This window comes from Candidatus Fukatsuia endosymbiont of Tuberolachnus salignus, assembly GCF_964030845.1.
Lineage (GTDB): Bacteria > Pseudomonadota > Gammaproteobacteria > Enterobacterales > Enterobacteriaceae > Fukatsuia > Fukatsuia symbiotica.
Genome location: NZ_OZ034983.1, coordinates 1,296,671 through 1,319,115, shown reverse-complemented (window position 1 = coordinate 1,319,115; position 22,445 = coordinate 1,296,671). Strand labels below are relative to the sequence as shown.

At 41.0% G+C, this 22,445-nt stretch carries 21 protein-coding genes and 1 pseudogene; 13 read left to right on the top strand and 9 right to left on the bottom strand.

The window, feature by feature from the left end:
- Positions 1-527 precede the first annotated feature (527 nt).
- The 5 genes from AAHH42_RS06475 to AAHH42_RS06455 form a co-directional block, all read right to left on the bottom strand.
- Positions 528-710 carry an endonuclease gene (locus tag AAHH42_RS06475; RefSeq protein WP_342222030.1) on the bottom strand — a complete coding sequence of 61 codons (183 nt, stop codon included), beginning with the start codon at positions 708-710 and terminating at the stop codon, positions 528-530.
- A gap of 423 nt (positions 711-1,133) precedes the next feature.
- On the bottom strand, positions 1,134-2,036 hold the full coding sequence (locus tag AAHH42_RS06470; protein ID WP_072551159.1) for an amidohydrolase family protein: 903 nt from the start codon (positions 2,034-2,036) through the stop codon (positions 1,134-1,136).
- A gap of 935 nt (positions 2,037-2,971) precedes the next feature.
- Positions 2,972-4,468: an SH3 domain-containing protein gene (locus tag AAHH42_RS06465; protein WP_342221910.1), complete on the bottom strand. Its 1,497-nt coding sequence runs from the start codon at positions 4,466-4,468 to the stop codon at positions 2,972-2,974.
- Positions 4,469-4,824: 356 nt separating this feature from the next.
- A complete protein-coding gene (locus AAHH42_RS06460; protein WP_323586467.1) occupies positions 4,825-5,091 on the bottom strand; it encodes a hypothetical protein in 267 nt (88 codons plus the stop codon).
- Positions 5,092-5,184: 93 nt separating this feature from the next.
- Positions 5,185-6,207, bottom strand: coding sequence for an IS630 family transposase (locus tag AAHH42_RS06455; RefSeq protein WP_342221999.1), 1,023 nt, complete (start codon positions 6,205-6,207; stop codon positions 5,185-5,187).
- Between the two features lie 425 nt (positions 6,208-6,632).
- Here AAHH42_RS06455 and AAHH42_RS06450 point away from each other — a divergent pair, with 425 nt between their 5' ends.
- The 8 genes from AAHH42_RS06450 to AAHH42_RS06415 all read left to right on the top strand — a co-directional run bounded on the left by AAHH42_RS06450 (position 6,633) and on the right by AAHH42_RS06415 (position 11,885).
- Complete coding sequence (locus AAHH42_RS06450; protein ID WP_342221909.1) at positions 6,633-7,598, top strand: Rpn family recombination-promoting nuclease/putative transposase; 966 nt, start codon at positions 6,633-6,635, stop codon at positions 7,596-7,598.
- Between the two features lie 461 nt (positions 7,599-8,059).
- On the top strand, positions 8,060-8,824 hold the full coding sequence (locus AAHH42_RS06445) for a Rha family transcriptional regulator (RefSeq protein WP_342221908.1): 765 nt from the start codon (positions 8,060-8,062) through the stop codon (positions 8,822-8,824).
- Positions 8,825-8,991: 167 nt separating this feature from the next.
- Positions 8,992-9,258 carry a transcriptional regulator gene (locus tag AAHH42_RS06440; RefSeq protein ID WP_342221025.1) on the top strand — a complete coding sequence of 89 codons (267 nt, stop codon included), beginning with the start codon at positions 8,992-8,994 and terminating at the stop codon, positions 9,256-9,258.
- Between the two features lie 153 nt (positions 9,259-9,411).
- A complete protein-coding gene (locus tag AAHH42_RS06435) occupies positions 9,412-9,828 on the top strand; it encodes a PAS domain-containing protein (protein WP_342221907.1) in 417 nt (138 codons plus the stop codon).
- Positions 9,789-10,097 carry a hypothetical protein gene (locus tag AAHH42_RS06430; RefSeq protein WP_342221027.1) on the top strand — a complete coding sequence of 103 codons (309 nt, stop codon included), beginning with the start codon at positions 9,789-9,791 and terminating at the stop codon, positions 10,095-10,097. The genes AAHH42_RS06435 and AAHH42_RS06430 overlap by 40 nt, the downstream gene beginning before the upstream one ends.
- 11 nt (positions 10,098-10,108) lie before the next feature.
- Complete coding sequence (locus tag AAHH42_RS06425; RefSeq protein WP_162920473.1) at positions 10,109-10,252, top strand: hypothetical protein; 144 nt, start codon at positions 10,109-10,111, stop codon at positions 10,250-10,252.
- Between the two features lie 369 nt (positions 10,253-10,621).
- On the top strand, positions 10,622-10,852 hold the full coding sequence (locus tag AAHH42_RS06420; RefSeq protein WP_119797137.1) for an excisionase: 231 nt from the start codon (positions 10,622-10,624) through the stop codon (positions 10,850-10,852).
- Positions 10,827-11,885, top strand: a complete 1,059-nt coding sequence (locus AAHH42_RS06415; protein WP_342221906.1) for a tyrosine-type recombinase/integrase — start codon at positions 10,827-10,829, stop codon at positions 11,883-11,885. The genes AAHH42_RS06420 and AAHH42_RS06415 overlap by 26 nt, the downstream gene beginning before the upstream one ends.
- Positions 11,886-11,999: 114 nt before the next feature.
- On the opposite strand, the gene AAHH42_RS06410 is transcribed toward AAHH42_RS06415, so the two are convergent.
- Both AAHH42_RS06410 and AAHH42_RS06405 read right to left on the bottom strand, forming a co-directional pair.
- Positions 12,000-13,406, bottom strand: coding sequence for a TcfC E-set like domain-containing protein (locus AAHH42_RS06410; protein ID WP_342221905.1), 1,407 nt, complete (start codon positions 13,404-13,406; stop codon positions 12,000-12,002).
- 253 nt (positions 13,407-13,659) lie between these two features.
- Positions 13,660-14,247, bottom strand: coding sequence for a hypothetical protein (locus AAHH42_RS06405; RefSeq protein WP_342221904.1), 588 nt, complete (start codon positions 14,245-14,247; stop codon positions 13,660-13,662).
- Positions 14,248-14,728: 481 nt separating this feature from the next.
- Here AAHH42_RS06405 and ybfF point away from each other — a divergent pair, with 481 nt between their 5' ends.
- The 5 genes and pseudogenes from ybfF (at position 14,729) to AAHH42_RS06380 (ending at position 20,625) form a co-directional block, all read left to right on the top strand.
- Entirely contained in the window at positions 14,729-15,469 is a 741-nt protein-coding gene (gene ybfF, locus AAHH42_RS06400; protein ID WP_119797702.1) for an esterase, read from the top strand.
- 174 nt (positions 15,470-15,643) lie between these two features.
- Positions 15,644-17,728: pseudogene (locus AAHH42_RS06395) on the top strand (TonB-dependent hemoglobin/transferrin/lactoferrin family receptor).
- A 16-nt stretch (positions 17,729-17,744) separates the two neighbouring features.
- Positions 17,745-18,815 carry a hemin-degrading factor gene (locus tag AAHH42_RS06390; protein WP_342221902.1) on the top strand — a complete coding sequence of 357 codons (1,071 nt, stop codon included), beginning with the start codon at positions 17,745-17,747 and terminating at the stop codon, positions 18,813-18,815.
- Entirely contained in the window at positions 18,812-19,645 is an 834-nt protein-coding gene (locus AAHH42_RS06385; protein WP_342221901.1) for a heme/hemin ABC transporter substrate-binding protein, read from the top strand. Before AAHH42_RS06390 ends, AAHH42_RS06385 begins: the two co-directional genes overlap by 4 nt.
- On the top strand, positions 19,642-20,625 hold the full coding sequence (locus AAHH42_RS06380; protein WP_342221900.1) for an iron ABC transporter permease: 984 nt from the start codon (positions 19,642-19,644) through the stop codon (positions 20,623-20,625). The genes AAHH42_RS06385 and AAHH42_RS06380 overlap by 4 nt, the downstream gene beginning before the upstream one ends.
- Positions 20,626-21,131: 506 nt before the next feature.
- Here the strand turns inward: AAHH42_RS06380 and AAHH42_RS06375 are convergent.
- The gene (locus AAHH42_RS06375; RefSeq protein ID WP_342221899.1) at positions 21,132-21,512 is read right to left on the bottom strand and encodes a transposase; all 381 of its coding nucleotides are present in this window, start codon (positions 21,510-21,512) and stop codon (positions 21,132-21,134) included.
- Between the two features lie 91 nt (positions 21,513-21,603).
- Positions 21,604-21,957: an IS630 transposase-related protein gene (locus AAHH42_RS06370; RefSeq protein ID WP_342221898.1), complete on the bottom strand. Its 354-nt coding sequence runs from the start codon at positions 21,955-21,957 to the stop codon at positions 21,604-21,606.
- Positions 21,958-22,445: the final 488 nt, after the last annotated feature.

Sequence of the window (22,445 nt, the reverse complement as noted above, 5' to 3'; positions counted from 1 at the left end):
ATTTTTTTCATTTTGCAGGTCAATGAACTATTCAGAGTGAGAGTACGAGTTGGCAAAAAATGAACAAATTGATTAATATTTAATCTAACTAGCACCTAAGAAGTCATGCTGTCTTCCATTTAACTGAATTAATAAAATGTAAATTATGCGTATTTTTAGATTAAAAAACATTCGTGCTCTCACCCTGATTCAATTGTGTAACTACCTATTCATCATAAATACTTTTATACTTGTTATAAGTATTGCGTGCCTGACGCACGTTTTATACGGGCGGTGACTATTATATGTACGATTGAAAAGGTTATTTTAAGCAATAGTCAGCGAAAAAATTTGAAAAGTTAAATCAATAGACTTGTTGCCTAATAAAAAAAGAACGGTTTTTAGGCATTTTTTGCATTACCTTGTGCGAAAAAATCGCGTAGAAGCCCTTCTATGGTGCCTATTGTTGCTTAACAAGCAACAAGTTTGCTGTTCCCAATCAGAAACAGAGTCTTGCCTGTGCCACTTTAGCAACGTGCAGAGTTTTCCTAATTCATTATAGCTAGGCGACGACAACTAGTACCTATTAAGCTCAAATTACCCACTTTGGAATCAACGTCTCCTTGATAGCGTACATCCATATAAAACAGCATTCGACTGACATCACCTTTGACATTATCGGCAGGCTCAAAACTGTCGCGATCTATTTTATTCTCCGGTGACTCTGCCAAGGGGGGGGGCCGCCCCAATCAAAATCCTTGTTCCAGCGTGTATTATTCACGCTGATATCAGCCGGTCGTAAATGGTGAATATCAGTATAAGCAAATTGATTGGGTTTAGGTGCCCTACCATCTTCAAAAGGCTCACAGTATATGTAACAGACAGCACACTCACTCGTTCCGTGGATGGAGGCAGGACTGACTAAAATGCTTTTTTATTAGACAAACAGCGGCAATATTGACGTATAATGGCACAAATGACAGGTCAAAATGAAAAGGCAACGTATTGATAAATAGTGAATTAAAAATCGTGTTTTGTCGTCTTTTATTGCCTGCCATTTAAGCAAAAAATATTTTATCTGATTGTTTTCAATGTGCTATTTAATATTGTGGTTACTAAATAGATTTAGTTCCTGGACGATTAGCCATGGGCATTTAAAAGCCGTACAGGCAAGCGGGATTATCAACAAGGATTTTTTTACGTATTTCTTTTGAGGGAACCCATTCTTGCAATAATCTCAAGATATACTGATCGTCGACAACCCTAAACGGACTTGGCTCTGTCGTTGAATTTCCACATGTTCGACGGGTATGCGGCCAGTCACTTGCCCACAGCATACGATCAGGATGTGCCTCAATAAATGCACTTGCAAAAGGTAACACGTCGGAATAATCAGGAACAGCTTGTGAAATACGATAGGGGGCGGAAAGTTTCACATACACTTTACCGGTTTGTACAAGTTCAAGAATAGACAAAAAATCAGGCTGGTTAAGCCCTTTTTTCGGCTGAATCATAGCGAAATGATCCAAAACAACGTGCACCGGAAGCGTCGAAATCTGGTTTATAGAAGCAGCGATTACATGCGACGATGCATAGATTTGAATATGCCATCCATAAGGCGCGATGCGTGTAGCAAGTGAATTTAGCTCACGGTGTGCAGCTTGTGGGCTGCGTACACCAATCGATTCCAAGTTCATCCGTACCCCGCGTACACCATTTATGGTGAGCATTGAAAGCTCTTTATCGGAAGTTTTTTCATCAATAACTACGACACCACGTGCGATATTTCCGAGCTGTTGTAGTGCGGCAACCAGACAGCGATTATCTGATCCATAGAAACTGGGTTGAATTAGTACAACACGCGACATGTGTAGTGTAGACAAATGCGCCTGTAAATCCGCAACCTGTGCTTCTGGTGGTGTATAAGCACGAGAGGATAGCATAGGGTAGCGATCTTGTGACCCTATGACATGAACATGAGAATCACATGCATCCCAGGGAATCAGAAATCTCTTTTTATGATCTAATGTTGTTTCTTGAGGTGTTGGTATTGGCATGGTGATTCTCAAAATTAAAGGCAATATCATTAATTTCTGATGATGGCATAAAATAAACTAGATCCATTGATAAAGAACAATATTTTACAAAAGTAAGTGATTCCAATTCTTTAGCCAAGCTAAGCAGCATTTTATCAGAAAGATTTGCTTTTACATCAAAAAAATCAGAAAATTGTTCGAATAGAGGGCTAAATTCAGTCTGTTTTTTGATATCTTTATGAGTTAAAGCTTTGAACTAATTTTATTCTATCCTTCCATTTTGTATAAACAGGAACTGCATGCGGTGATTTTTTTTGTAAGGTTTGCAGATAATTAATTCATTGGGAAAAAACATCACACTAAGAATGTTACTTTTTCACTGTCTAGTTTTAGTCCTCCTTTTAGATTATTCTGGCCCAATAAATTTGGACACTAGAAAAGGCAAACACTTTCCTGTAAAGACAAATTATCAGAAGGTGTCTACAGAAGAATCTAGCACGAGTTTCGCACTGAGCCAGTGGTATTAGGCTAATAGTAATATTGTATGGTCAATAATGGCGTATTTGGTGACATTCCATTTTTTCTGATAAGCATGTAGTAACTCAAACTTAATCTGACAGACACAGATTAAGTTTGAGTTACTACACTAATTGGCGTTTAACCTCGAGCCGACATCCTTGATAACGATAGTCGCGCAAAAATGTTTTTGTGTGACAATGAGTACTGCGACAACGATAACACTGAATCTCTCGTATGTACCCGGATTTCATAATGTCGTCTCCATTGCAGGCAGGACAGATAACTTTTTCGTAACAGGCCATCTCTAAAATCTACCAAATACAAATGAATGTACCACGGATAAATTACAGATCTAGCCCACTACCAAAATTCGATTACCGACCACATTAGGTTATTCGTAACCTATCCCACATGGGGCTCGTATCTTAAACAATACATTAATCAAGATAGATGAGTTTAAATAATTCTTTACTCGCAAATGATTCTAATGACGGATCTTCTGGATAAATACTCAAAAGTGGTAAAAATACAGAACCACCGATAATACTTCTGCTCTCTTCCTTTTCTGGCTTGATCCCCCAGACATTTTGATATGTCATAGGTGTAACTTTACCATTAACTTTAGCATTGCCCGTATACAACATCACGTGCCCCTTTATATATATGATGGTAGTAAATGGTTTTCCGTTTCTTACCAGATATGCCAATCTGCCTGCACTATCGTAGTGGCTAAGGTCTATTTGTCGTCCTACCTTAGCCTGATTAGTCGAGCTTCTAGGAAAAAACACACCAAAAGGCAGCATCAGATTACGAATTTCTGCAGAACAATCGTTATTTAAATAAAGGTTTCCCCAACCATAGGGTTTTCCATGCATAGATTTAATCAATTTGGCAAAATTTTTAGGGGTTGTTTTTATTGGCATAAGTGAAAACGCGTCTTCTGTAACAACAGAATAAGCTATTTTTGCATAACCTTCTTCATTTCTAATCGGTATCACTACCAAATTACCCTTTGTCTCATCACTCTTTATTGGAAGTAGTGTCCCTATCTTCGCAATAAATCTAAAATGACCTTGTAAATCATTGACTGATACAGGCTCTTTTGTAAAAGCCCCCAATGCTTGTTCAGCATAAGCTCTCCACTGTGAGATAAATTTTTCGTCTGTTTTAGCTAAATCATTATTCTTCACCCAGCCTGTAACCGATGGAGAAATAATCAGTTTCCATGCTTTATCTTTACTTTCGCCGAAAATATAAACTGGTGTACCAGGCTTAACAGATGAAATCTGCAGCATATCAAATGGATAGCCCTCTCCTGCCTTTTTGAAATCATCAAATGCTGGCGTTTCAGTCGGAAGTATTCTTACTGAAGACTCGGTAATCATTATCGCTCTGTTGTGGGAATTAAATTGCTTATCAATATCAATACTTGCATTTTCTCTTAACCATTGTTTCCAAGAATTTGTCCTTTTTCTAAAGTTTTCTCCATAAACATGACTATTATTATTTGTGAATTTTTCAATAGATTTTTCCACGTCATTTTTTATTTTATTTTCACCCACGATGCCTAATTCTTTTGTAATAAAAGTAGGATTCCATGGCGACTCATCGTTTTCTGTAATACCAAAATAACGTGATTTAAGATAGGAAAAATACAAATTTTGGGATTTATCCATTAATATGGGGATATGGTAATTTTTTGCATTAGGGGGTATCCACGAATCAATATTTTGATCATATCCATCCAAAGGAAAAATTCTTTTTGTGGGATCTACGACATTATAGTTATAAACTGCTTTAGAATTGTGATCTTTTTCATCAATTCTGAGGCGTTGAATTTGAAAGATATAGCCAATCAACGCTAAAAATAAAATTATAGAAATAATTTTTTTCATAATTTTTACCAAATTTTTTATTAAACCAAAAGCATTCATAATGCTCTAAACACAATCATTCTGTCGTATTTTTTCACAGCACAAAATGATATATTGTGTAGCATAACCTGAGTTTCGAATAAGATGCTAATGTTTAATTAATGCGATTTGAGGCTTTGTCGAATTATTGGCCTGAATCACAGGTAACAAAAATAACAAAATAAGAATTGTTCTAAATATTTATCAATTAATTATCTTTTAATTTTGACCTGTTATTCACATCCTAGTGTTGTCAATATTGCTATAGTAAACGTCATGTGACGTGATGGTTTTTGTTAATAAATATTAATTTATATCAATATGTTATTATTAACTTCCATAATCAACTTATACGGTGCTTGTTATGAGCCTATTAATCAGGCCAGTTTTATACTGGCTGCGTTTTTCATGGTGTAGATATCACCGCTTGCCGTCCAGTTGAACATTCTAAGCTTACCCCTTGTAGATTGTAATCTTAAGCCAATTAATACCTCCCCTTCACCCGCCGGGATGGTGATATCAATATCTTCGTTGACAGCGTTAACATACTCTCCTAATAGCCCCGCCCCGGCTTTCCCAAGGTATTGCACATCCATGCCATCACGGGTTATCGTTGCTCTGACCCAATCAGGTGATACGTTCAAAGATATCCCTTTCCCTTCTCTTCCTAATAGCAATACTCTTCTCGGTGAATGTGATTTTTTTACATAAAACAAAGGGAATATACCCAAGTGAAATCAAGATGCAGGATTTAGCGCCTGGCAATTATCGTTTAAGCGAGATACCAGAGAACTTGCCATTTGTGGTAGCTTCACTTCAAAGAAGTTTAAGATATCGTTCTTAAAACTCTGTTTAGATGGGTAATATCTATTGTTTCGTGTTTGCTCATTCATCACCTTCCACAATCGCTCTATCGGGTTTAGATTCGGGCTATACGGCGGAAGGTAATGAAGCTGGATATTCAACGTAAGCGCGGCGTCTTGCACAAGCTGTGAACGGTGATAGCCTGCACCCTCGAGGATCACATGTGCCGTTGTCGTGATGGGATAATGCGCGCGAATGGCAGACAGGAAGTGAACCACATTTTCGCTGTTAATCGTCTCATCATCACGGATTATGGGGTTAGCCACATTCTGGATGTTCAAGGCTCCCATGATATTCAACCGCGTTCTGCTCCCGGTGGTCTCTATCGTTTTATCCTGGCCTTTTCGTATCCAGCCGTAGCTTATTTTGGTGGCTTGTGTCGGATGAACGGCATCAATAAACAGTATGGGGTCATTACCCGCGGCGTCTTTCAATTCGCTGTAGGTCTTTATAAATTGCTGCTGTTTCTCAACGGCAAATTTATGCGGAACACCTTTCGGCTTTTTATAGCTAAAGCCATGCTGCTTCAACCCTTTATACAGACCTGATACGGTAAAGGTGATGTTCCAGCGTCCAGCGATATACGCCACAATTTGGTGATTGTGGTGGTAGAGCGGCTGGGTGAGATGTTCAACCAGCGACGTGGTCTGTTCCGCATTGAGATAGCCATCGGAGCCGCCATTTTCAGGCTTGAGCTTGTTGAGTTTATGATAGTCTGTAAGGTGGCGCCGCACCGTGGTTTCATTAATGAGCTGTGAGTGAGCAATCATAGGGGGAGTCCAGCCGTCTGCGGACAACAAAACACACCGGATCCTGTCACAGACACGGCGGTCATGGCTTTGACGATGTTGGGCTTCGAGGGTAATTTTCTGGTCAGCAGTCAGCTCTATTTTCATGGCTATGAGCATGATCCTTATCGACTTCAAAATCAAGCATCTTCATTGATCACGGGTATAGAGCAAATCTGTAAAAATAGCCCTACCTCCCTACGCGCCATTTTATGTGATAACGCTATCTCTGACGCTAGAAAAGAAAATTGTATCATTTATAGCGTATATCGTGACCAGATCCCACTCAACGAAGTGAGAGAACATTTATTATCCTAAAAAAAATGAGACGCCTTACCGTAGATTACTGTGTCTTTATGATTATAAGATATCAAGTCAAATCCAAAGCGCCCGTTGAGCATTAAAACCCTATGGAAAAGTGGCATGAAGATAACGCCACTGAAAAAAGTGATCGTCTACCGGATGAAATACGCGTAGAGTTGCCTGTCGATAATATCGACGCCACATTGTAGAGAGAACCACAGGGAGAGACCGTGCCTGACATATCGAAGCCTCATGACAAATTATTTAAAGGGACCCTACAGCATCAACAGATTACGTTGGATTGGTTGAAGGCACATCTTCCAAAGAGGATCCTGAAGTTAATTGATATCTCCACGTTAAAGATGGTACCCAACGAGTTATCCCCTAAATGGCCTGATACACTGTATAGCGATGTGGTTTTCAGTTGTAAGATTAAAGGCCAACTGAGCTACATCTATATTTTGGCGGAACATCAAAGCAGTGATGATGAAATGATGGCATTTCGTATCCTCTGTTACGTTGTCGAGTTGATGAACTACCACTTAAAGCAGGGTCATAAAAAATTGCCGATTGTGTTGCCCTTAGTGCTCTATCACGGAGAAAAATCGCCTTATCCCCACTCACGAGCAATCTGGGAATGTTTTGAGGAGCCAAAATTAGCAAAAAAATTGGCCCTGAAGCCCTTTCAATTGATTGATTTAACAGTCATGTCAGATGAAGAGATAAATCGACATGGTTTAGCGTCAGTGATGGAAATCTTATTCAAACACTACCGTGAAAAGCAATCTCCCCTCACCTGGTTAGAGGCGTTGTTATCTGAAGAGAAAATGACTACAATTTACACACAAGTGAGCCGTGACTATTTCAAAGACGTACTGAGGTACTTTATTGAAATATGTGGTAGAGCCAGTGATTTGGCAGAATCAGATGAGCTGGACAAGTCATTAGCACTGTGGCTTAATTCCGTTCCACAAGCAAAGGAAGACATTATGACATTTGCACAACAACTCGAAAAACGGGGCGAAAAACGGGGTATAGAACAGGGAATACAACAGGGCATGCAACAGGGAGAAAAACAAGCATCCTTAAAAATTGCGAAAGAACTTCTCTCTCGAGGGATAAATCGCGATGTAATTAAAACGTCTACTGGACTTTCTGACCAAGATATTAAAGATATTGAAGTATTGCTACATTAAGGTGTCTTAACACCTGCTATACCCGGACGGGCTGAATGATGATCCAGCCTCGGGGAATATTTCGTTAAAGGTGTTAAATACCTTTAACTAGCGAATGCCGCATACGCAAGTAGTGCGGTTTTTTTACGCCCATAGCGTGTAATGGTCAGATAGTGAACAACTATACGCCTTCAATAAAACTATAGCAGGGGCCGTATAAGTTGATTGTAAAAATTTACACTAAATATTGATATTAAATAATATTTACTGGTCAAGTAAATCATGTTACATGGCCCCTGCTATAAATTCACCTTTAGCCTGCCGTCTTTGTGACTGTTTCAAAGATGGGATGGTATTCGTTAATTTTGTTAATAGAAGCAAAGCCCAACCTCCCGCTGACGCAACATCAAAGCTTAATTAATCTTCTGCTCCGGTAACATACCGGAGGTCATTAATCGCAATTCACTTGCAAGGAATTCTCCATGTCAAATGTCATCACTCTCTATCAACAGGTAAAAATGTCTAGCCGTGAAATTGCTCGACTAACGGATAAACAACATAAACATGTTCTCGATGATTGTCGCAAAATGTTCGAATCGATCAACATTCAATCGGCCGAGTTTTCGGCTGATTATAAAGACACCAGTGGTCGCACCTATCAAGAGTATTTGCTTGACCAGGATTTAACCATGACACTGGTCATGGGTTACAGTATTCCATTTCGCCATAGAGTTGCCACTCGCTGGCGGGAGCTGGAGGAGAAAACAACACAGCCTGTCTGTGTATTGCCTAATTTCGAAGACCCCCCTGTTGCGGCTATGGCATGGGCAGAGCAGTTTCGTGAAAAAACCAAGTTGGCTTTAGTAAACAAAGAACAGGAAGCGGAATTACAGGAGTTGAAAAACCTGTTTAAGGAAGGAATAACGACGACTCAGTTTTGCAAAATGCTCAACGGTATTAACACACAACAGATTAATCACTGTTTAGCGGACAGAAATTGGCTCTATAACGAAAGTAAATCCCATATCCGCTGGCGTGCAACCTCTTATGCACGTGACCGATATTTGACGGAACATCAACATAAAATCAGCATTCATAGCGGTGATGACTTTATCAAATACCAACCGGTTTTACTACGCAAAGGGGCAATCCGATTATTTGACCTCTACCGCAAAAATAAGCTGCCGATGAAAACCCATTGGGACGGGCAATTCACCCACGCCAAAGAACTCAACATTGCGTCATAAATCATAAACCAACGGAGTCATACACCATGAAAACATAAATAGCCACAACAACTTACAAATAGCGACGGTGACGCAATCACCGTTTACATCACTTAACCCTAGCGCTAACAGCGGTGGCGTGAACCACCCCTGTCAGCTAACCACCATAACCTCTCTCGGAGGCTACAATGGCTAACATCGATATTACCCAATTTCCTGAATTACGGGAAGTGTTTCCTGAATTAACACCGGTGCAATTTGAAACGGCGATGCTTTTCGCGTTAGGCGTGTCACAAAAAGACATCGCCTTATTACGTTCTGTGTCCTATCCCGCAGTGAAACAGACGTTGGCAAGTGCAAAACTCAAATTTGAACCGTATTCGCTGCATGGTCTGTTTACCGTATTTCATGTCCGCCTTGCGCTTTTTGCTTTGAAGGGATGTAGAAAGCGATAGCGTCTAGCATGATAAAAATAGAAAAGAGAGTCTCTCTCGTGGAGACTATTCCATTTTATTTTTCTAATTAGACTTTCACACTGACTAAGTAATTTACCCTCATCCTAGATGGGCGTCATCCACGATGAAAGGGACTGAATAGGGTTAGGACAGATGATGAAAAAAATAACAAAGGTATCACGTTCATTACCTCTGACATCTATGATGGAAAATAGTCAAGATGTTTGGGGAATAAAAGACTGTGACTCACGTTTTATTTATACCAATCGTGCTTTTCTTGACTTTTTAAATTTGCCACAAGGATTTGATGTGATAGGGCGGCGTGATGATGAACTTCCTACGTGTATTGCAGAATTTGCTTTAATAATTCAAAAACTGGAAAGAGAGGTTATAAAAAGCGGACAGAAAATTACCCTCATTAAAACGCATTTCTTTGGTCGTGAGCAGAAACTGCAACCTTATTTATACGAAACCTTTCCGTTGCATAATAAAGAAAGAAATGCATCGGCACCGTTTTTTATGGCAGAAAATTGGCTATTATTTCACTGCCACACTACGTGGATAAGCTGACTGCCACGCTATTATTGGAACCGCCCTCGAATCTCTTCACACAATCTGAACTGAGGATAGTCTTTTATTTATTACGCACGATGAGTGCCAAGGAAATAGGTAAAAAATTGGCACGTTCTCATCGCACAATAGAAAATAGAATTCGTATTCTATACCAAAAAGCGAAAGTGCATTCATTGCTGGACTTTAAACATTTTTGTCATCAAACCGGCTTTGACCGCACTGTTCCCCACGCGTTTATACGCCCCGGGATACAGTTTATTGAGTAGGAGGTTTTCTTATGAGCAACAGACAGAGCAGAGCGAGAAAAAAAGAGTTAAAAAATAAGCTCTTGGAAGCTAAGAGAAATGAAAATAAAAATTGGTTTAATCGATTAAGAAGTTGGTTCAAGAAGAGAAAAAAGCCTGCACGCAGATTACCATAAATATATTTTATTGATGCTTCATAAAATAATGGGTTTAACATAGCCAAAGACACGATTATTGCCACATTGAAAAATTAAAAATGGATTTTATTACAGAATCAATAAAATAGAATAGCCTTCCTCGTCAAGGCTATTTTTTTTGGATAAATTTTATATGATTGCCTCATTATTAGGACTATGAAGAGAGGACCCTATTTTAATACTACCCCTCATAACAATGAAAGACGCTATTATTTATTGATATTGATTATCCCTCTCATTATTTTTTATTCTTAAAATAAAGTTATTCACATGACCCTCTATAACTCTTCCGTCTAAAACACGGACGCCGTGATGACATTTTTAACGTTTGATAAGGAAAGCACTGCTATGGAAATCAGCCTCAAGCAATGGAATCAAAACCAGCCTCGCCCGCGTTGCATGGAACAAGTACGTCGATGGGTCCGCTCTGGCGTCATCCAACCGCCACCGCGTCGCGATGGCCGAGAATATCTTGTCGAGGCGCATGCCGTAAAAATTGACCCAACAAACCCCGCCAGTTACGCCGGAAAACGCTTAATGGAGAGACTGTATCATGGCACGCAAAAGAAAGCCGGCTAACCGAGACCTGCCGCCCAATCTGTATGTCCGTAATAACGGCTACTATTGCTACCGAGACCCCCGCACAGGTAAGGAATACGGCGTAGGGAGCGTGAAACGTATCGCGATTAACGAAGCGATTGCCATGAACATGCAGATTTTTGACCAACGTGATAGTTTAATAAACAGAATCAACGAGGTTAATACGTTGTCGGTGACAGAATGGGTTGTTAAATTTACGGAAAAATTGCATCAACGCGGCCTTCGTCCTAAGACATTCTCAGACTACCAATCAAGATTAGCCGTCATCACCCGTGCTTTTCCTGGTAAGGCGCTCAATTCCCTCACAACCAAAGAGATTGCTGAATTTCTAAATAGTTACAGTAATCAAGGTAAAACGACCACCGCCAAATTAATCCGCAATTCTTTGATAGATATGTTTAAAGAAGCCATTGCAGAAGGGCATTTGACAACTAATCCGGTTACAGCGACGAGGAACCCTCGCATACAGATACAGCGAGAACGCTTATCGCTGGAAAATTTTCTGGTGATCAGAGAGGTAGCAAACCAGCAGCAACCGTGGGTGGGATTAAGCATGGATTTAGCCTTGCTCACTGGTCAAAGAGTAGGGGATATTCAACGGATGCGGTGGCAAGATATTTATGAGGGGAAATGGTGGGTAGAGCAACAGAAGACCGGGATGAAATTGGCGATACCCTTAACCTTAAGTTTGGAGATAATTAATAAAGACCTTGCAGGCATTCTCAATGATTGTCGGCAACAAATAAGGGGTGAAGAGTCCGTATTTATAGGGAAGAAAAAAACTCACCTCAGTTCTAAAAGCTTGTCTCGAGGCTTTGCAGGGTCAAGAGAAAAATCCGGTTTGGAATGGCAGGGTAAACCGCCTTCATTTCACGAAATCAGAAGTTTATCCGCGAGGCTACACAGTGAAGCCAGAGGTAAGGATTTTGCACAGAAATTACTGGGACACAAATCCGCTATCATGACGGACAAATACCGTGATAGCAGAGGGAGTGAGTGGGACGAAATTTGATACAAAGTATGATTTTTTGCGTTATCGAGTAAGACGTTAAGAGATGAGATAATCCCTTGGCATTGTGACCTAATTTCGATCGATTGTGACTTTTTGTTTTTAATTTATTGATTTTTATGACAAATAAAATACGTTCACTATACTCTGTTGTAGACGACGGTTAGTGTCGTTTAAGCGATAATTCAGCTGGACTGAACCGACATTGCGGCTGTAAGAAAGATGGCTATTTTGCCGTCCAGATACGTAGATAGAAATATCAGGGTGTTGGTAATGGGATAAGGTCAGATAACCTAGGGTCCGATTACCGCTGCGCAAATGGCCATAGCCGCCGCTGTTTTTTTCGCCTGAAAGCACCCCAAAAGTTGGGCTGAACTTGATGCCATTGGCTTCCATTGGACGCGATATATTACCTTCAGTTGCCCATTGGTGATCACTATTACCAACCAATGTAAAATTGTATTGGAAATAACGCGTATTTATACTCTGACCAAACTGTAATAGATTTTCTGCGTGCTGTCCGCGACCGCTGGTAATGAACCAACCTTGACTACCTTGATAATCGATATTACTGATGGCAATCTTCTCTTGGCTAACTTGGTGACCGATACTATCTATTAAACGGATATCGAGATCGTAATATCCGCCAGGTAACTGATCATAATCAATGGTATTACGTCCTACTTGAGCAGGAATACGGTGAATTAAACGCCCCTCGTGATAAAATTCATAATCACCTGAGCTAACGGCATAAAGCACTAAGGTATTGTTTACAGGTTTATCCTGTGTAAAATAATGCTGGCTACCCAAGGTAATAAACTGGTCCAACCAGGGATTGACCAGGGTATGAACAACACTTGCTTGGCTATCCAGATTATTTTTCTGTCCCAGTCGAAGATAAGTTCGTGGAAAATTTTTTTGTAAATACCAATTACTAATGCCCTGACGAGTAAAATTATTATTTTCTTGATGCGTCCTGTTATAAAACCAGTTGATATAACTAAAAGACTGTGCAGGTAGACCAATATAACCCTGACCATTGATTGACATAGCGCGATAATGATTAGTAGCAGCACCTAAATAAATAGATTGATTATGAACGAATCCCCAAGTAGTCGCTGGCATTACAATTTCGTGGGTACCATCGATGATATTCAGCGATTGATTAATTTTGTCTAGGGTAATACGATAACCAATTAACATATAGTCACAGCCATTTACACATTGCATATAAGGTAATTGAGATAATATTCTTTCTAATAATTGTATCGTGGATTCACTGATAGCATTATCACGATAAAGTTGTGTATTGAAACTCAGCCTTTTTAATTCTTCTGAAAAATAAAATGGACCAGGCAAAGCTTTGCCGTTTAGCATCACAAATAATTTCATGTCAATATTTTGTTCAGCGGCAGAAAATCCATCTGGCACCAAATATTCAATATCTATTTCTTTTGCATTAATATTAACAGTTAGCATATAGAATAAAAAAACCAGCACTATTTTATATCTATACCTAGCCATGAAACATCCATTTCATTATTTATCCTTATAATAGACTTCTTGCATAACCTGCTGCGTGGTGTGAATTCGGTGTTACGTGGTGCTCGCAGCACCGTGCAGTCTACTGCGCGTCAGGTGCTTTGACTTCACATAACGAACGATGGTTTTGCAAAAAGTCTAATCAATATTATTTTAAAAGAGATACAGCAAGAAATATGTATACCTTCTGTATCTATACAGCACTATTTAAGTGGATTTTATCTGTGATCAGTGATTAAGCCACTTCTTCTAGTTGCAGTACTAAGTCACCTTTAAAAACGCCTTTTTTGGTATTATTAGACGCCCAAGCATCGATTTTCAATAAACCAGTGACCTTGTTTTCTACCGGATCATAATTTACTGGATTAGCAACGCTCAATTTTTTGTTATCAAAGAAAACACCCACTCTCGTTAATTGCTGATCGTCATGGCTGAGTTCCAGTTCTTTTCCTAGAGATACCTTTAATTGATTATTCATGCCTAAGGTCGTTATTTCTATGTTTTGGTAAAATGAATAATGACCTAAATTTTGAGCGTTAGGTAACATTTTAATTTTAGTGATGGGTCTACCATCGGTAGTCGTCATTTTTATGTCTACAGATGAATTTACTTTTACTTCTATGGGTATAACTTGTTCTTTTATTATATTTTCTGCGTAAACAGAAGTTGTTATCAAAGCAGCAGAAATTAAAGAAAAAGTCATTAATTTTTTCATCGTTAATATTTCATGTATTTTTTCATAAATGAATTCCTTATTTAGTGGAGAATACATTGCGATTACTGCCGGCTTAAAAATAATACATTTTTGGTCTTTTTTTTTCAATTAGATATTATAAAGTGAAGCACGCTAAAATATAGTTATACTCTTTCTTTTCTACTGACATTCAACTAATAAAATATTAATGAGCTATCAGTTACAAATTAATTTTCACGCCAAGTAAACATTTTATTAGGAAATTATTTTTATATTTTAAATAACGAGTAATATAATTCGTGTGATCATGGAGATACACAGCATCATCTGCTTATGATACCCTTTGCTTTTGTTTATTAGACTTCTTGCATAACCTACTGGAGTGGTGTGAATTCGGCGTTACGCGGTGCTCGCAATCCTCATGTATTCGTATGTACCGCGCGATTACTGCGCGCCAGGCACTTTGACTTCACACCACTGGTTATACGGTTTGGCAAGAAGTCTGTTGTATAAATCTGGCGATAATATTAGCTTTATGAAATTAAATTTCCGCTCACAAAATATGCAAGATACCCTGTCAACCCAAAGTACTGTGCCAGTACAGGGTACGATGCCTGCGGCATCAATACGACCAGTGGTACTGATCCACGGTCTGTTTGGCAACCTTGATAATCTCGGCGTTCTGGCGCGGGATTTACAAAAAAATCATCCGGTTATACAGCTTGACCTACGCAACCACGGTCTTTCTCCACGTTCGCCACAGATGAATTATCCCGCTATGGCGCAAGATGTGGTGCAATTATTGACGCAGCTAGAGATAGAGAAAGCGATTGTTATTGGTCATTCTATGGGCGGCAAAGTAGCGATGGCAATGACAGCTATCGCTCCACAACGTGTCGAAAAACTCATCGTCATTGATATTGCCCCAGTGGCTTATCAGGAGCACCGCCATGACCAAATATTTTTAGCACTTAAGGAAGTCACAGCTGCTGGCATTAAGCAACGTCAAGCCGCTGCCAGTCTGATGCATGAATTTATAACAGAAGAACAAGATATCATTCCCTTTTTAGTGAAATCCTTTCACGATGGAGAGTGGCGTTTTGACGTCCCGATACTCTGTGATCAATATAGTCATATCGCTGGCTGGCAACCGGTTCCGATGTGGCCACATCCTGTCTTATTTATTCGTGGTGAATCGTCGCCTTATATTCAAGATAGTTACCGCGCGGACATTGTTCGACAGTTCCCGCAAGCACGTGTCCATGTTATCTCAGGTTGCGGTCATGCAGTACATGCCGAAAAACCCGATGCCGTATTACGTGCTATCCACCGTTTTATTTACCACCGATAGCCCAAAAGCTGTACCACAAAATTTCGCTTGATGTGATCATAATAATTAAATAATAATAGTTATAAAATTGATAATTATTATCATTAATAGTAGATTGTATCGCAGGTGTTGTGTTAACCAATGCAACAGATCTTGAACAGATTATATATTTCACCACAACGGAGAAATGGCACCATGCCTTCTGTTTTATCCAAACTATTGCGTGTTTCATCTTTAAGTCTAGCGTTTGTTTGTGCATTACCATCACTTGCTAATGTTACAAACGATCTCCTTAACAAGGGTTCTAACAGCAGCAGTAGCTCTCCTGAAGAGAAGAAAAAAGCTCGGTATAAAAATGAAACCATGACGGTAATTTCCACCGGTAATGCTCGTGACAGTTTCAGTGTACCTATGATGGTGACAGTGATTGCAGGTGATGTGTCAACGAGTCAAGGTGTTTCTTCCGCTGCTAACATGCTGCGCCCGATACCCGGGATCACTCTTGCGGGAGGAGGGCGTACTAATGGTCAAGATGTCAGTATGCGTGGTTATGATAATCGCGGTGTATTAACGCTCGTAGACGGCGTCCGTCAAGGGATTGGAGCCGGTCATAGCAGCAGCATTTTTCTTGATCCTAGCTTGATAAAACAGGCAGAGATCGTACGTGGTCCTTTAGCATTACTGTATGGCGGAGGGGCATTGGGTGGGGTGGTGTCATATTAAACCGTTGATGCCGCCGATCTGTTGCGTCCCGATAAAAATATTGGCTATCGGGTATTTAGCTTGGCGGCCAGTGGCAATCATAGCCTAGGGATGGGAGCCGCTGTATTCGGCAAAACCGCCGATTTAGACGGTTTAATTGCCTTTAGCAGTCGTGATGTTGGCAATATCAATCAAGGTAATGGTTTTGCGGCACCAAACGATGAAGCTATCAATAACTTGATGACCAAAGGAACCTGGGTTATTGATGATCATCAGGCTCTCAGTGCCAACCTGCGTTACTACAATAACCGCTCACGAGAACCGGAAGATCCGCGAAAACCTGAAGTCACATTAAAAAGTCCAATGACCAAGCGCTCCACCATTCAACGTGATGCACAAGTGAACTATCGCTTAAATCCGCAGGATTTAGCCTGGTTGGATGCCACGACAACATTGTACTACTCCGATATTAATATTAATGATGATGTGGAAAAAAAAGCCAAGGGAGGATATAAACAAACCACCCATGACATAAAATTGGAAAACCGCAGTCGATTGTTGGCTAACAGCCCGACAACACATTTATTAACCTACGGTGCCGAGACCTATCATCAGCGACAAGACCCAAGTGGTGCAGCAAAAAGTTTTCCACAAGCGAAAATTGACGTTCGCTCTGCCTGGGCGCAGGACGAAATCACCGTACGCGATTTACCGGTATCTCTGTTGTTGGGCACGCGTTTTGATAGCTATCACGCTGAAAATCCCAAAAATCCCGATGTATCAGCAGATAAATGGTCATCACGTGGTGCAATCACTGTCACCCCTCGTGATTGGTTGATGATATTTGGTTCTTACGCTCAGGCTTTCCGCGCTCCCACAATAGGCGAGATGTATAATGATGATAAACATCGTCCTATTATCAAACGTGGTAGAGTAGTAGGTTGGCACATGTGGCAGCCTAATCCTAATTTGAAACCAGAAACCAATGCGACCCAAGAATACGGTTTCGGATTACAGTTCGACGATGTATTGGCTAACAGTGATGCCTTACAGTTTAAAACCAGTTACTTTGATACCCAAGCGAAAGATTACATTGTTCCTCATGTGTCTGGGCATGATACAAAAATGAGCTACATAAATATTAAGCGCGCTAAAATATGGGGCTGGGATATTATGATGGATTACCAAACGGACTGGTTTGGCTGGAATCTGGCTTACAACCGTACCCGAGGCAAAAATCAAAATGATGGTAACTACATCTCCAGTATCAATCCCGACACCGTGACTAGCACGCTGGATCTTCCCATTGCACAAACCGGCTTTTCTGCCGGTTGGGTGGTCACCATGGCGCAAAATAACCATTTTATGGCCACTCCTCCAAAAGTCAAACCCGAGATAAAACCGCAAGCAGGCTACGGCGTTAATGATTTTTATCTAAGTTATAAAGGCCGAGGTAGCTTTCAGGGAATGACCACCACTGTAGTGTTAGCGAATGCTTTCGACAAAGAATACTACTCACCCCAGGGTATCTCACAAGATGGCCGTAGCGCTAAATTGTTTGTCAGCTATCAATGGTAACGAAAAGGAAATAACGATGGAATCGTCACTATATCAACAGTATCTTCAGGCAAAACAAAACAATCCGCACCTGTTGACACGAGATATCGCCAACATGCTCAAAGTGAAAGAAGTCGAACTCACTCATTCCCGTGTAGGGTATGATGCACAACGACTGCAAGTCGATGCCTTAACTTTATTAACCAAGTTAGAAACTGTAGGTTTCGTCAAATCTGTTACCGCTAACCAATATGCAATACATCAGTTAATAGGGCGTTATCAGAATCAAAAATTTACGGCTCATGGAGGGTTAATACTCAATCCTCGTGAATTGGATCTACGTCTATTTTTAGCTAAGTGGGACAGCATCTTTAGTGTGCGAGAATACGATGAGACACAAGGTGAGCAACACAGTATTCATTTCTACGATTTACAAGGCAATGCCGCGCATGAGGTTTATCCAATGAATGAAACGGATCAACTGAATTGGCAGTCATTGATAAAAGAATACGCCAGTGATGATAATCCCGAGCTAGTACTACAACCCGTCCTGGCACCTCGAGAGGATACGGATAACAACTTGCTGATCAACAATGCTGCACAAATTGAAGATGAATGGCGCAAGATGACAGATATTCACCAATTTTTCAGATTACTGGAGCGATATAATGCGACCCGTCAGCAATTATTTCGTGTGGTCGCCGACGATCTTGCCTATCAAGTCAACAACTCAGCGTTGACCCAAATCCTCAATGCTGCCCATCAAAACCAGAACGAGGTTATGATTTTCGTCAGTAATGGTGCCTGTGTGCAGATTTTTACCGGTCTAATTGAGCAAAGCGTCTTACTGCAGGAAACAACAAAAGATAATTGGATTAAGGTTGATAATCGGCGCTTTACTCTGCAGCTTAACGAAAGTGCTATCGCTGAAAGCTGGATCACGCGCAAACCGACAAGAGATGGCTTTGTTACCAGTTTGAAATTATTCTCCACGGAGGGTATACAGATCGCGCAACTATTCGGACAGCGCACGGAAGGGCAACCGGAGCAAAATCAATGGCGTGAGCAGTTGGCAGCACTGGCAGTCAAAAAGGATGTCGCCGTATGAAAACCTGGCTGCTGTCATTCATATTGGCATTGCTGCTGTTCAACATTACGACGGTTGGCATTGCCAAGGAGCGTATCGTTACTATCGGAGGTGATGTTTCTGAGATTAGCTATGCGCTCGGCGTGGGTGAAAAGATAGTCGGCCGTGACAGCACTAGCTTACAACCTTCAGCAATCAGGGCACTGCCGGATATTGGTTATATGCGTCAAATCAATGCGGAAGGAATCTTAGCAATGAAACCGACACTGGTGCTTAGCAGTGCGCTGGCTGAACCGTCATTAGTCTTGCAACAAATCGCCGACAGTGGTGTCGAGGTGGTCTCCATTCCTGGAGATGCGACGTTAGATACCGTGCCTAAAAAGATTGCGGCCATCGCAGCTGCCATCGATCAGTTTGATAAAGGACTGCAACTCACGCAAACCTATCGGCAAAAAATAGCCGCGATTGACAATCATCCGCTTGCCGTGCATGTACTCTGTATTATGAGTCACGGTGGCAATTCTCCACTGGCGGCAGGGCAACATACCGCCGCTGACGCCATGATACGAGCGGCAGGTGCTAAAAATGCAATGCAAGGATTTAACCGCTATCAACCGTTGTCTCAAGAAGGTGCGATTGCCAGTGCTCCAGATTTGTTATTAGTCACCACCGACGGGGTGAAATCGCTCGGAGGGGTGGATAAAATCTGGCAACTACCCGGGATCGCGCTGACACCAGCAGGCAAACATCGGCGGATATTAGTGCTGGATGATATGGCGCTACTTGGCTTTGGTCTGCAGACGCCAGACGTTCTCGGGCAATTACGTCACGCTGCGGAACAAAGCTTATGAGATACCTTGCGCCCAATTATGCACTGGGCGGTTTGCTAGCATTATTAATTTTCCTCATCATAGGGTCAGTCAATTTGGGTGCGCTGACTCTCTCTTTTCATACCTTATGGTACAGTTCATTCGATGATATCCCTTGGCAAATTTGGTTACAGATCCGTTTACCGCGCGTACTACTGGCTATTTTAGTAGGTTGTGCACTAGCGACATCCGGAGCCGTGATGCAAGGACTGTTCCGTAACCCCTTGGCTGATCCCAGTTTATTAGGTATCAGTAGTGGTGCAGCATTGTTAGTCGCACTGGTTATTATTATGCCGTGTACTTTACCGACAGCCTTGAGCTTTTACTCGCATATTATTGCTGCTTTTATCGGTAGTCTGCTAATTTCTTTCCTTATCTTATCGCTAAGCCGTGTAAGTCATGGCAATCTATCACGCTTGTTGTTAGCGGGCATCGCCATCAATGCCCTTTGTGGTGCCGCTATCGGTATACTAAATTATCTCAGTAGTGATCAACAGCTGCGACAATTTTCTTTGTGGATGATGGGGAGCCTAAGCCAGGTACAGTGGTCGACACTATTGGTTGCAGCGGCATTAATTATTCCTGCCACGATGATGACGCTATTGCAAGCACGCAAACTGAATTTATTGCAACTCGGTGATGAAGAGGCTCATTACCTTGGTATCGATGTCCAGCGGACTAAAAAACTCCTACTATTACTCAGTGCGTTATTAGTCGCTGCTGCCGTGGCATTAAGCGGTGTTATTGGTTTCATCGGCCTGGTTATTCCACATTTGATCCGTATGAATTTAGGAGCCGATCATCGTTGGCTATTGCCAGGTGCGGCCTTAGGTGGGGCTTGCTTGTTACTCAGCGCCGACACGCTGGCACGAACATTGGTCGCTCCGGCAGAAATGCCAGTCGGCCTGATCACCAGCTTGATAGGAGGTCCTTATTTTCTATGGCTAGTATTACGTCAATAGGATGCATATTTTATTTATCATAAAAATCAATAAATTAAAAACAAAAGGTCACAACCGATCGAAATTAGGTCAAAATGCCGAATGGATTCTCTCGTCTCTAACGTCTCATTCGATAACCCAAGGATCATAAATTGGTATCAGATTTCGTCCCATTCACTCCCTCTGCTGTCACTGTATTTATCCGTCATGACAGAGGATTTGCGTCCCAGTCATTTTTGTGCAAAATCCTTACCTCTAGCTTCACTATGCCGCCTCGCTGATGAACTTCTACTTCTGATTTCGTGAAAAGAAGGCGCCGTACCCTGCCATTTCAAACCGAATTTTTTTCTTGATCCTGTAAAACTCCGAGATAAGCTTTTAGGACTGCGGTGAGTTTTTTCTTCTCTATAAATACATACTCTTCACCCCTTATTCGTTGCCGACAATCATTGAGAGCACCTTCAAAGTTCTTATCAATCGCTTTCAGACTCAAGGTTAAGGGTATGGCATAGGCAGTATAAATTGATTTAAAATAAAGGGTCAGAAAACAAGGTATCGATATCACATTGCCGCTTTCTGCGAAGGGCTTTAGCTTGAGCCCATTTGTGCTCAATGGAGTTCATATCAGGAGAATAAGTAGGAAGATATTCCAGAATAAAGCCGGCTTTCTGTCTAGCAGACTGGATGTCTTGGCGTTTATGCAAACTCACATTATCCATCACAAGGACCGCGCCTGGAGGGGATTTTGGCAGTAAATCTTGGGTGACCCAGGCATAAAAAATATCGCTGTTGATATGGCAGTCGAAGGTACAAACCGTGGTTAATGTTCCGTTAAGCTGGGCGCCAATGACGTTAGTACGCGCTTTGGCATGCCAATCGTGTTGGCCGTAACAGCGCTTACCTTTCACTCAATAACCATAAAGACGCGGCATATCATGGGCAAAACCGCTTTCATCCACGTAAATTATCGGGGTACCACAGGCTTCATAAGCCTGTATCTTAGTCTGAAAATCTTTTCGTGCTTGGACGTCGATTTTGGGATGATAAAATGTTTTTTTTATAGCTAAACCCAGCCCGTTTTAACGCATCGCCTATCCCTCGAGCACTGACCCCCATACGTTGAGCGCGTTCGTATTGAGACGCGTCAGGATAGGTTTCCACATCAAGGAGCAACGCGGCGCGATTTATTTTGGTCGCCGGTTTATCACGAGTTAGGCAAGGGTCGATACGTTTAGCCCAGCGCATTAGGCTCGCTATCCCCACACAAAAACGGGTGGCTGTTTCGGCATAGGTGAGCTTTTCTTGCTCTTTAATAGTCAACACATGTTGGCGGAATTTTAAGGGATAAGTCATCTATAGAAAGTGAAACTTTAATGGAGAGTTCATCTCAACAGTATAAATCAATTTATACTGCCGATGCTATATCGTTATTTGTTACATGATAATCTATTTTTTATTACGTGACGACACTATTTAAGGATACCTGAGATCTTTGAAACTCTGGAGTGTCTTGATGAGATTGGTTGTGAGTAATTTCAGAGGAAACAGGTGCAATCACGGTTCGTTCCTTTCATGCTTTGTTGGTCGTTAAACATCCATTAGCGTCGTGCAATAAAATGAGCTAACAGCTTAATGCACAAAAACACATTCATCGCTTCTGTACGTATCAAATCGTCTTATTTATCGTCAAAGAGTATTTTATACTCTATTTTAATTTGCTAAGCTAATTATTCATTTTTAATGATAATTATTATGAATAGATAATAGAATAATAATATATATTGAAATAGGTTAATGCTAAATTTTAAAAATTTTTTTCCCATGCTTGTTGCTTAAGGCTG

Excerpts from the sequence above, each read along its gene's own strand:
- AAHH42_RS06470 (WP_072551159.1), bottom strand. The coding sequence starts at position 2,036 with ATGCCAATACCAACACCTCAAGAAACAACATTAGATCATAAAAAGAGA.
- AAHH42_RS06465 (WP_342221910.1), bottom strand. The coding sequence starts at position 4,468 with ATGAATGCTTTTGGTTTAATAAAAAATTTGGTAAAAATTATGAAAAAA.
- AAHH42_RS06455 (WP_342221999.1), bottom strand. The coding sequence starts at position 6,207 with ATGAAAATAGAGCTGACTGCTGACCAGAAAATTACCCTCGAAGCCCAA.
- AAHH42_RS06445 (WP_342221908.1), top strand. The coding sequence starts at position 8,060 with ATGTCAAATGTCATCACTCTCTATCAACAGGTAAAAATGTCTAGCCGT.
- AAHH42_RS06440 (WP_342221025.1), top strand. The coding sequence starts at position 8,992 with ATGGCTAACATCGATATTACCCAATTTCCTGAATTACGGGAAGTGTTT.
- AAHH42_RS06435 (WP_342221907.1), top strand. The coding sequence starts at position 9,412 with ATGATGAAAAAAATAACAAAGGTATCACGTTCATTACCTCTGACATCT.
- AAHH42_RS06425 (WP_162920473.1), top strand. The coding sequence starts at position 10,109 with ATGAGCAACAGACAGAGCAGAGCGAGAAAAAAAGAGTTAAAAAATAAG.
- AAHH42_RS06420 (WP_119797137.1), top strand. The coding sequence starts at position 10,622 with ATGGAAATCAGCCTCAAGCAATGGAATCAAAACCAGCCTCGCCCGCGT.
- AAHH42_RS06415 (WP_342221906.1), top strand. The coding sequence starts at position 10,827 with ATGGCACGCAAAAGAAAGCCGGCTAACCGAGACCTGCCGCCCAATCTG.
- AAHH42_RS06410 (WP_342221905.1), bottom strand. The coding sequence starts at position 13,406 with ATGGCTAGGTATAGATATAAAATAGTGCTGGTTTTTTTATTCTATATG.
- ybfF (WP_119797702.1), top strand. The coding sequence starts at position 14,729 with ATGCCTGCGGCATCAATACGACCAGTGGTACTGATCCACGGTCTGTTT.
- AAHH42_RS06390 (WP_342221902.1), top strand. The coding sequence starts at position 17,745 with ATGGAATCGTCACTATATCAACAGTATCTTCAGGCAAAACAAAACAAT.
- AAHH42_RS06385 (WP_342221901.1), top strand. The coding sequence starts at position 18,812 with ATGAAAACCTGGCTGCTGTCATTCATATTGGCATTGCTGCTGTTCAAC.
- AAHH42_RS06380 (WP_342221900.1), top strand. The coding sequence starts at position 19,642 with ATGAGATACCTTGCGCCCAATTATGCACTGGGCGGTTTGCTAGCATTA.
- AAHH42_RS06370 (WP_342221898.1), bottom strand. The coding sequence starts at position 21,957 with ATGACTTATCCCTTAAAATTCCGCCAACATGTGTTGACTATTAAAGAG.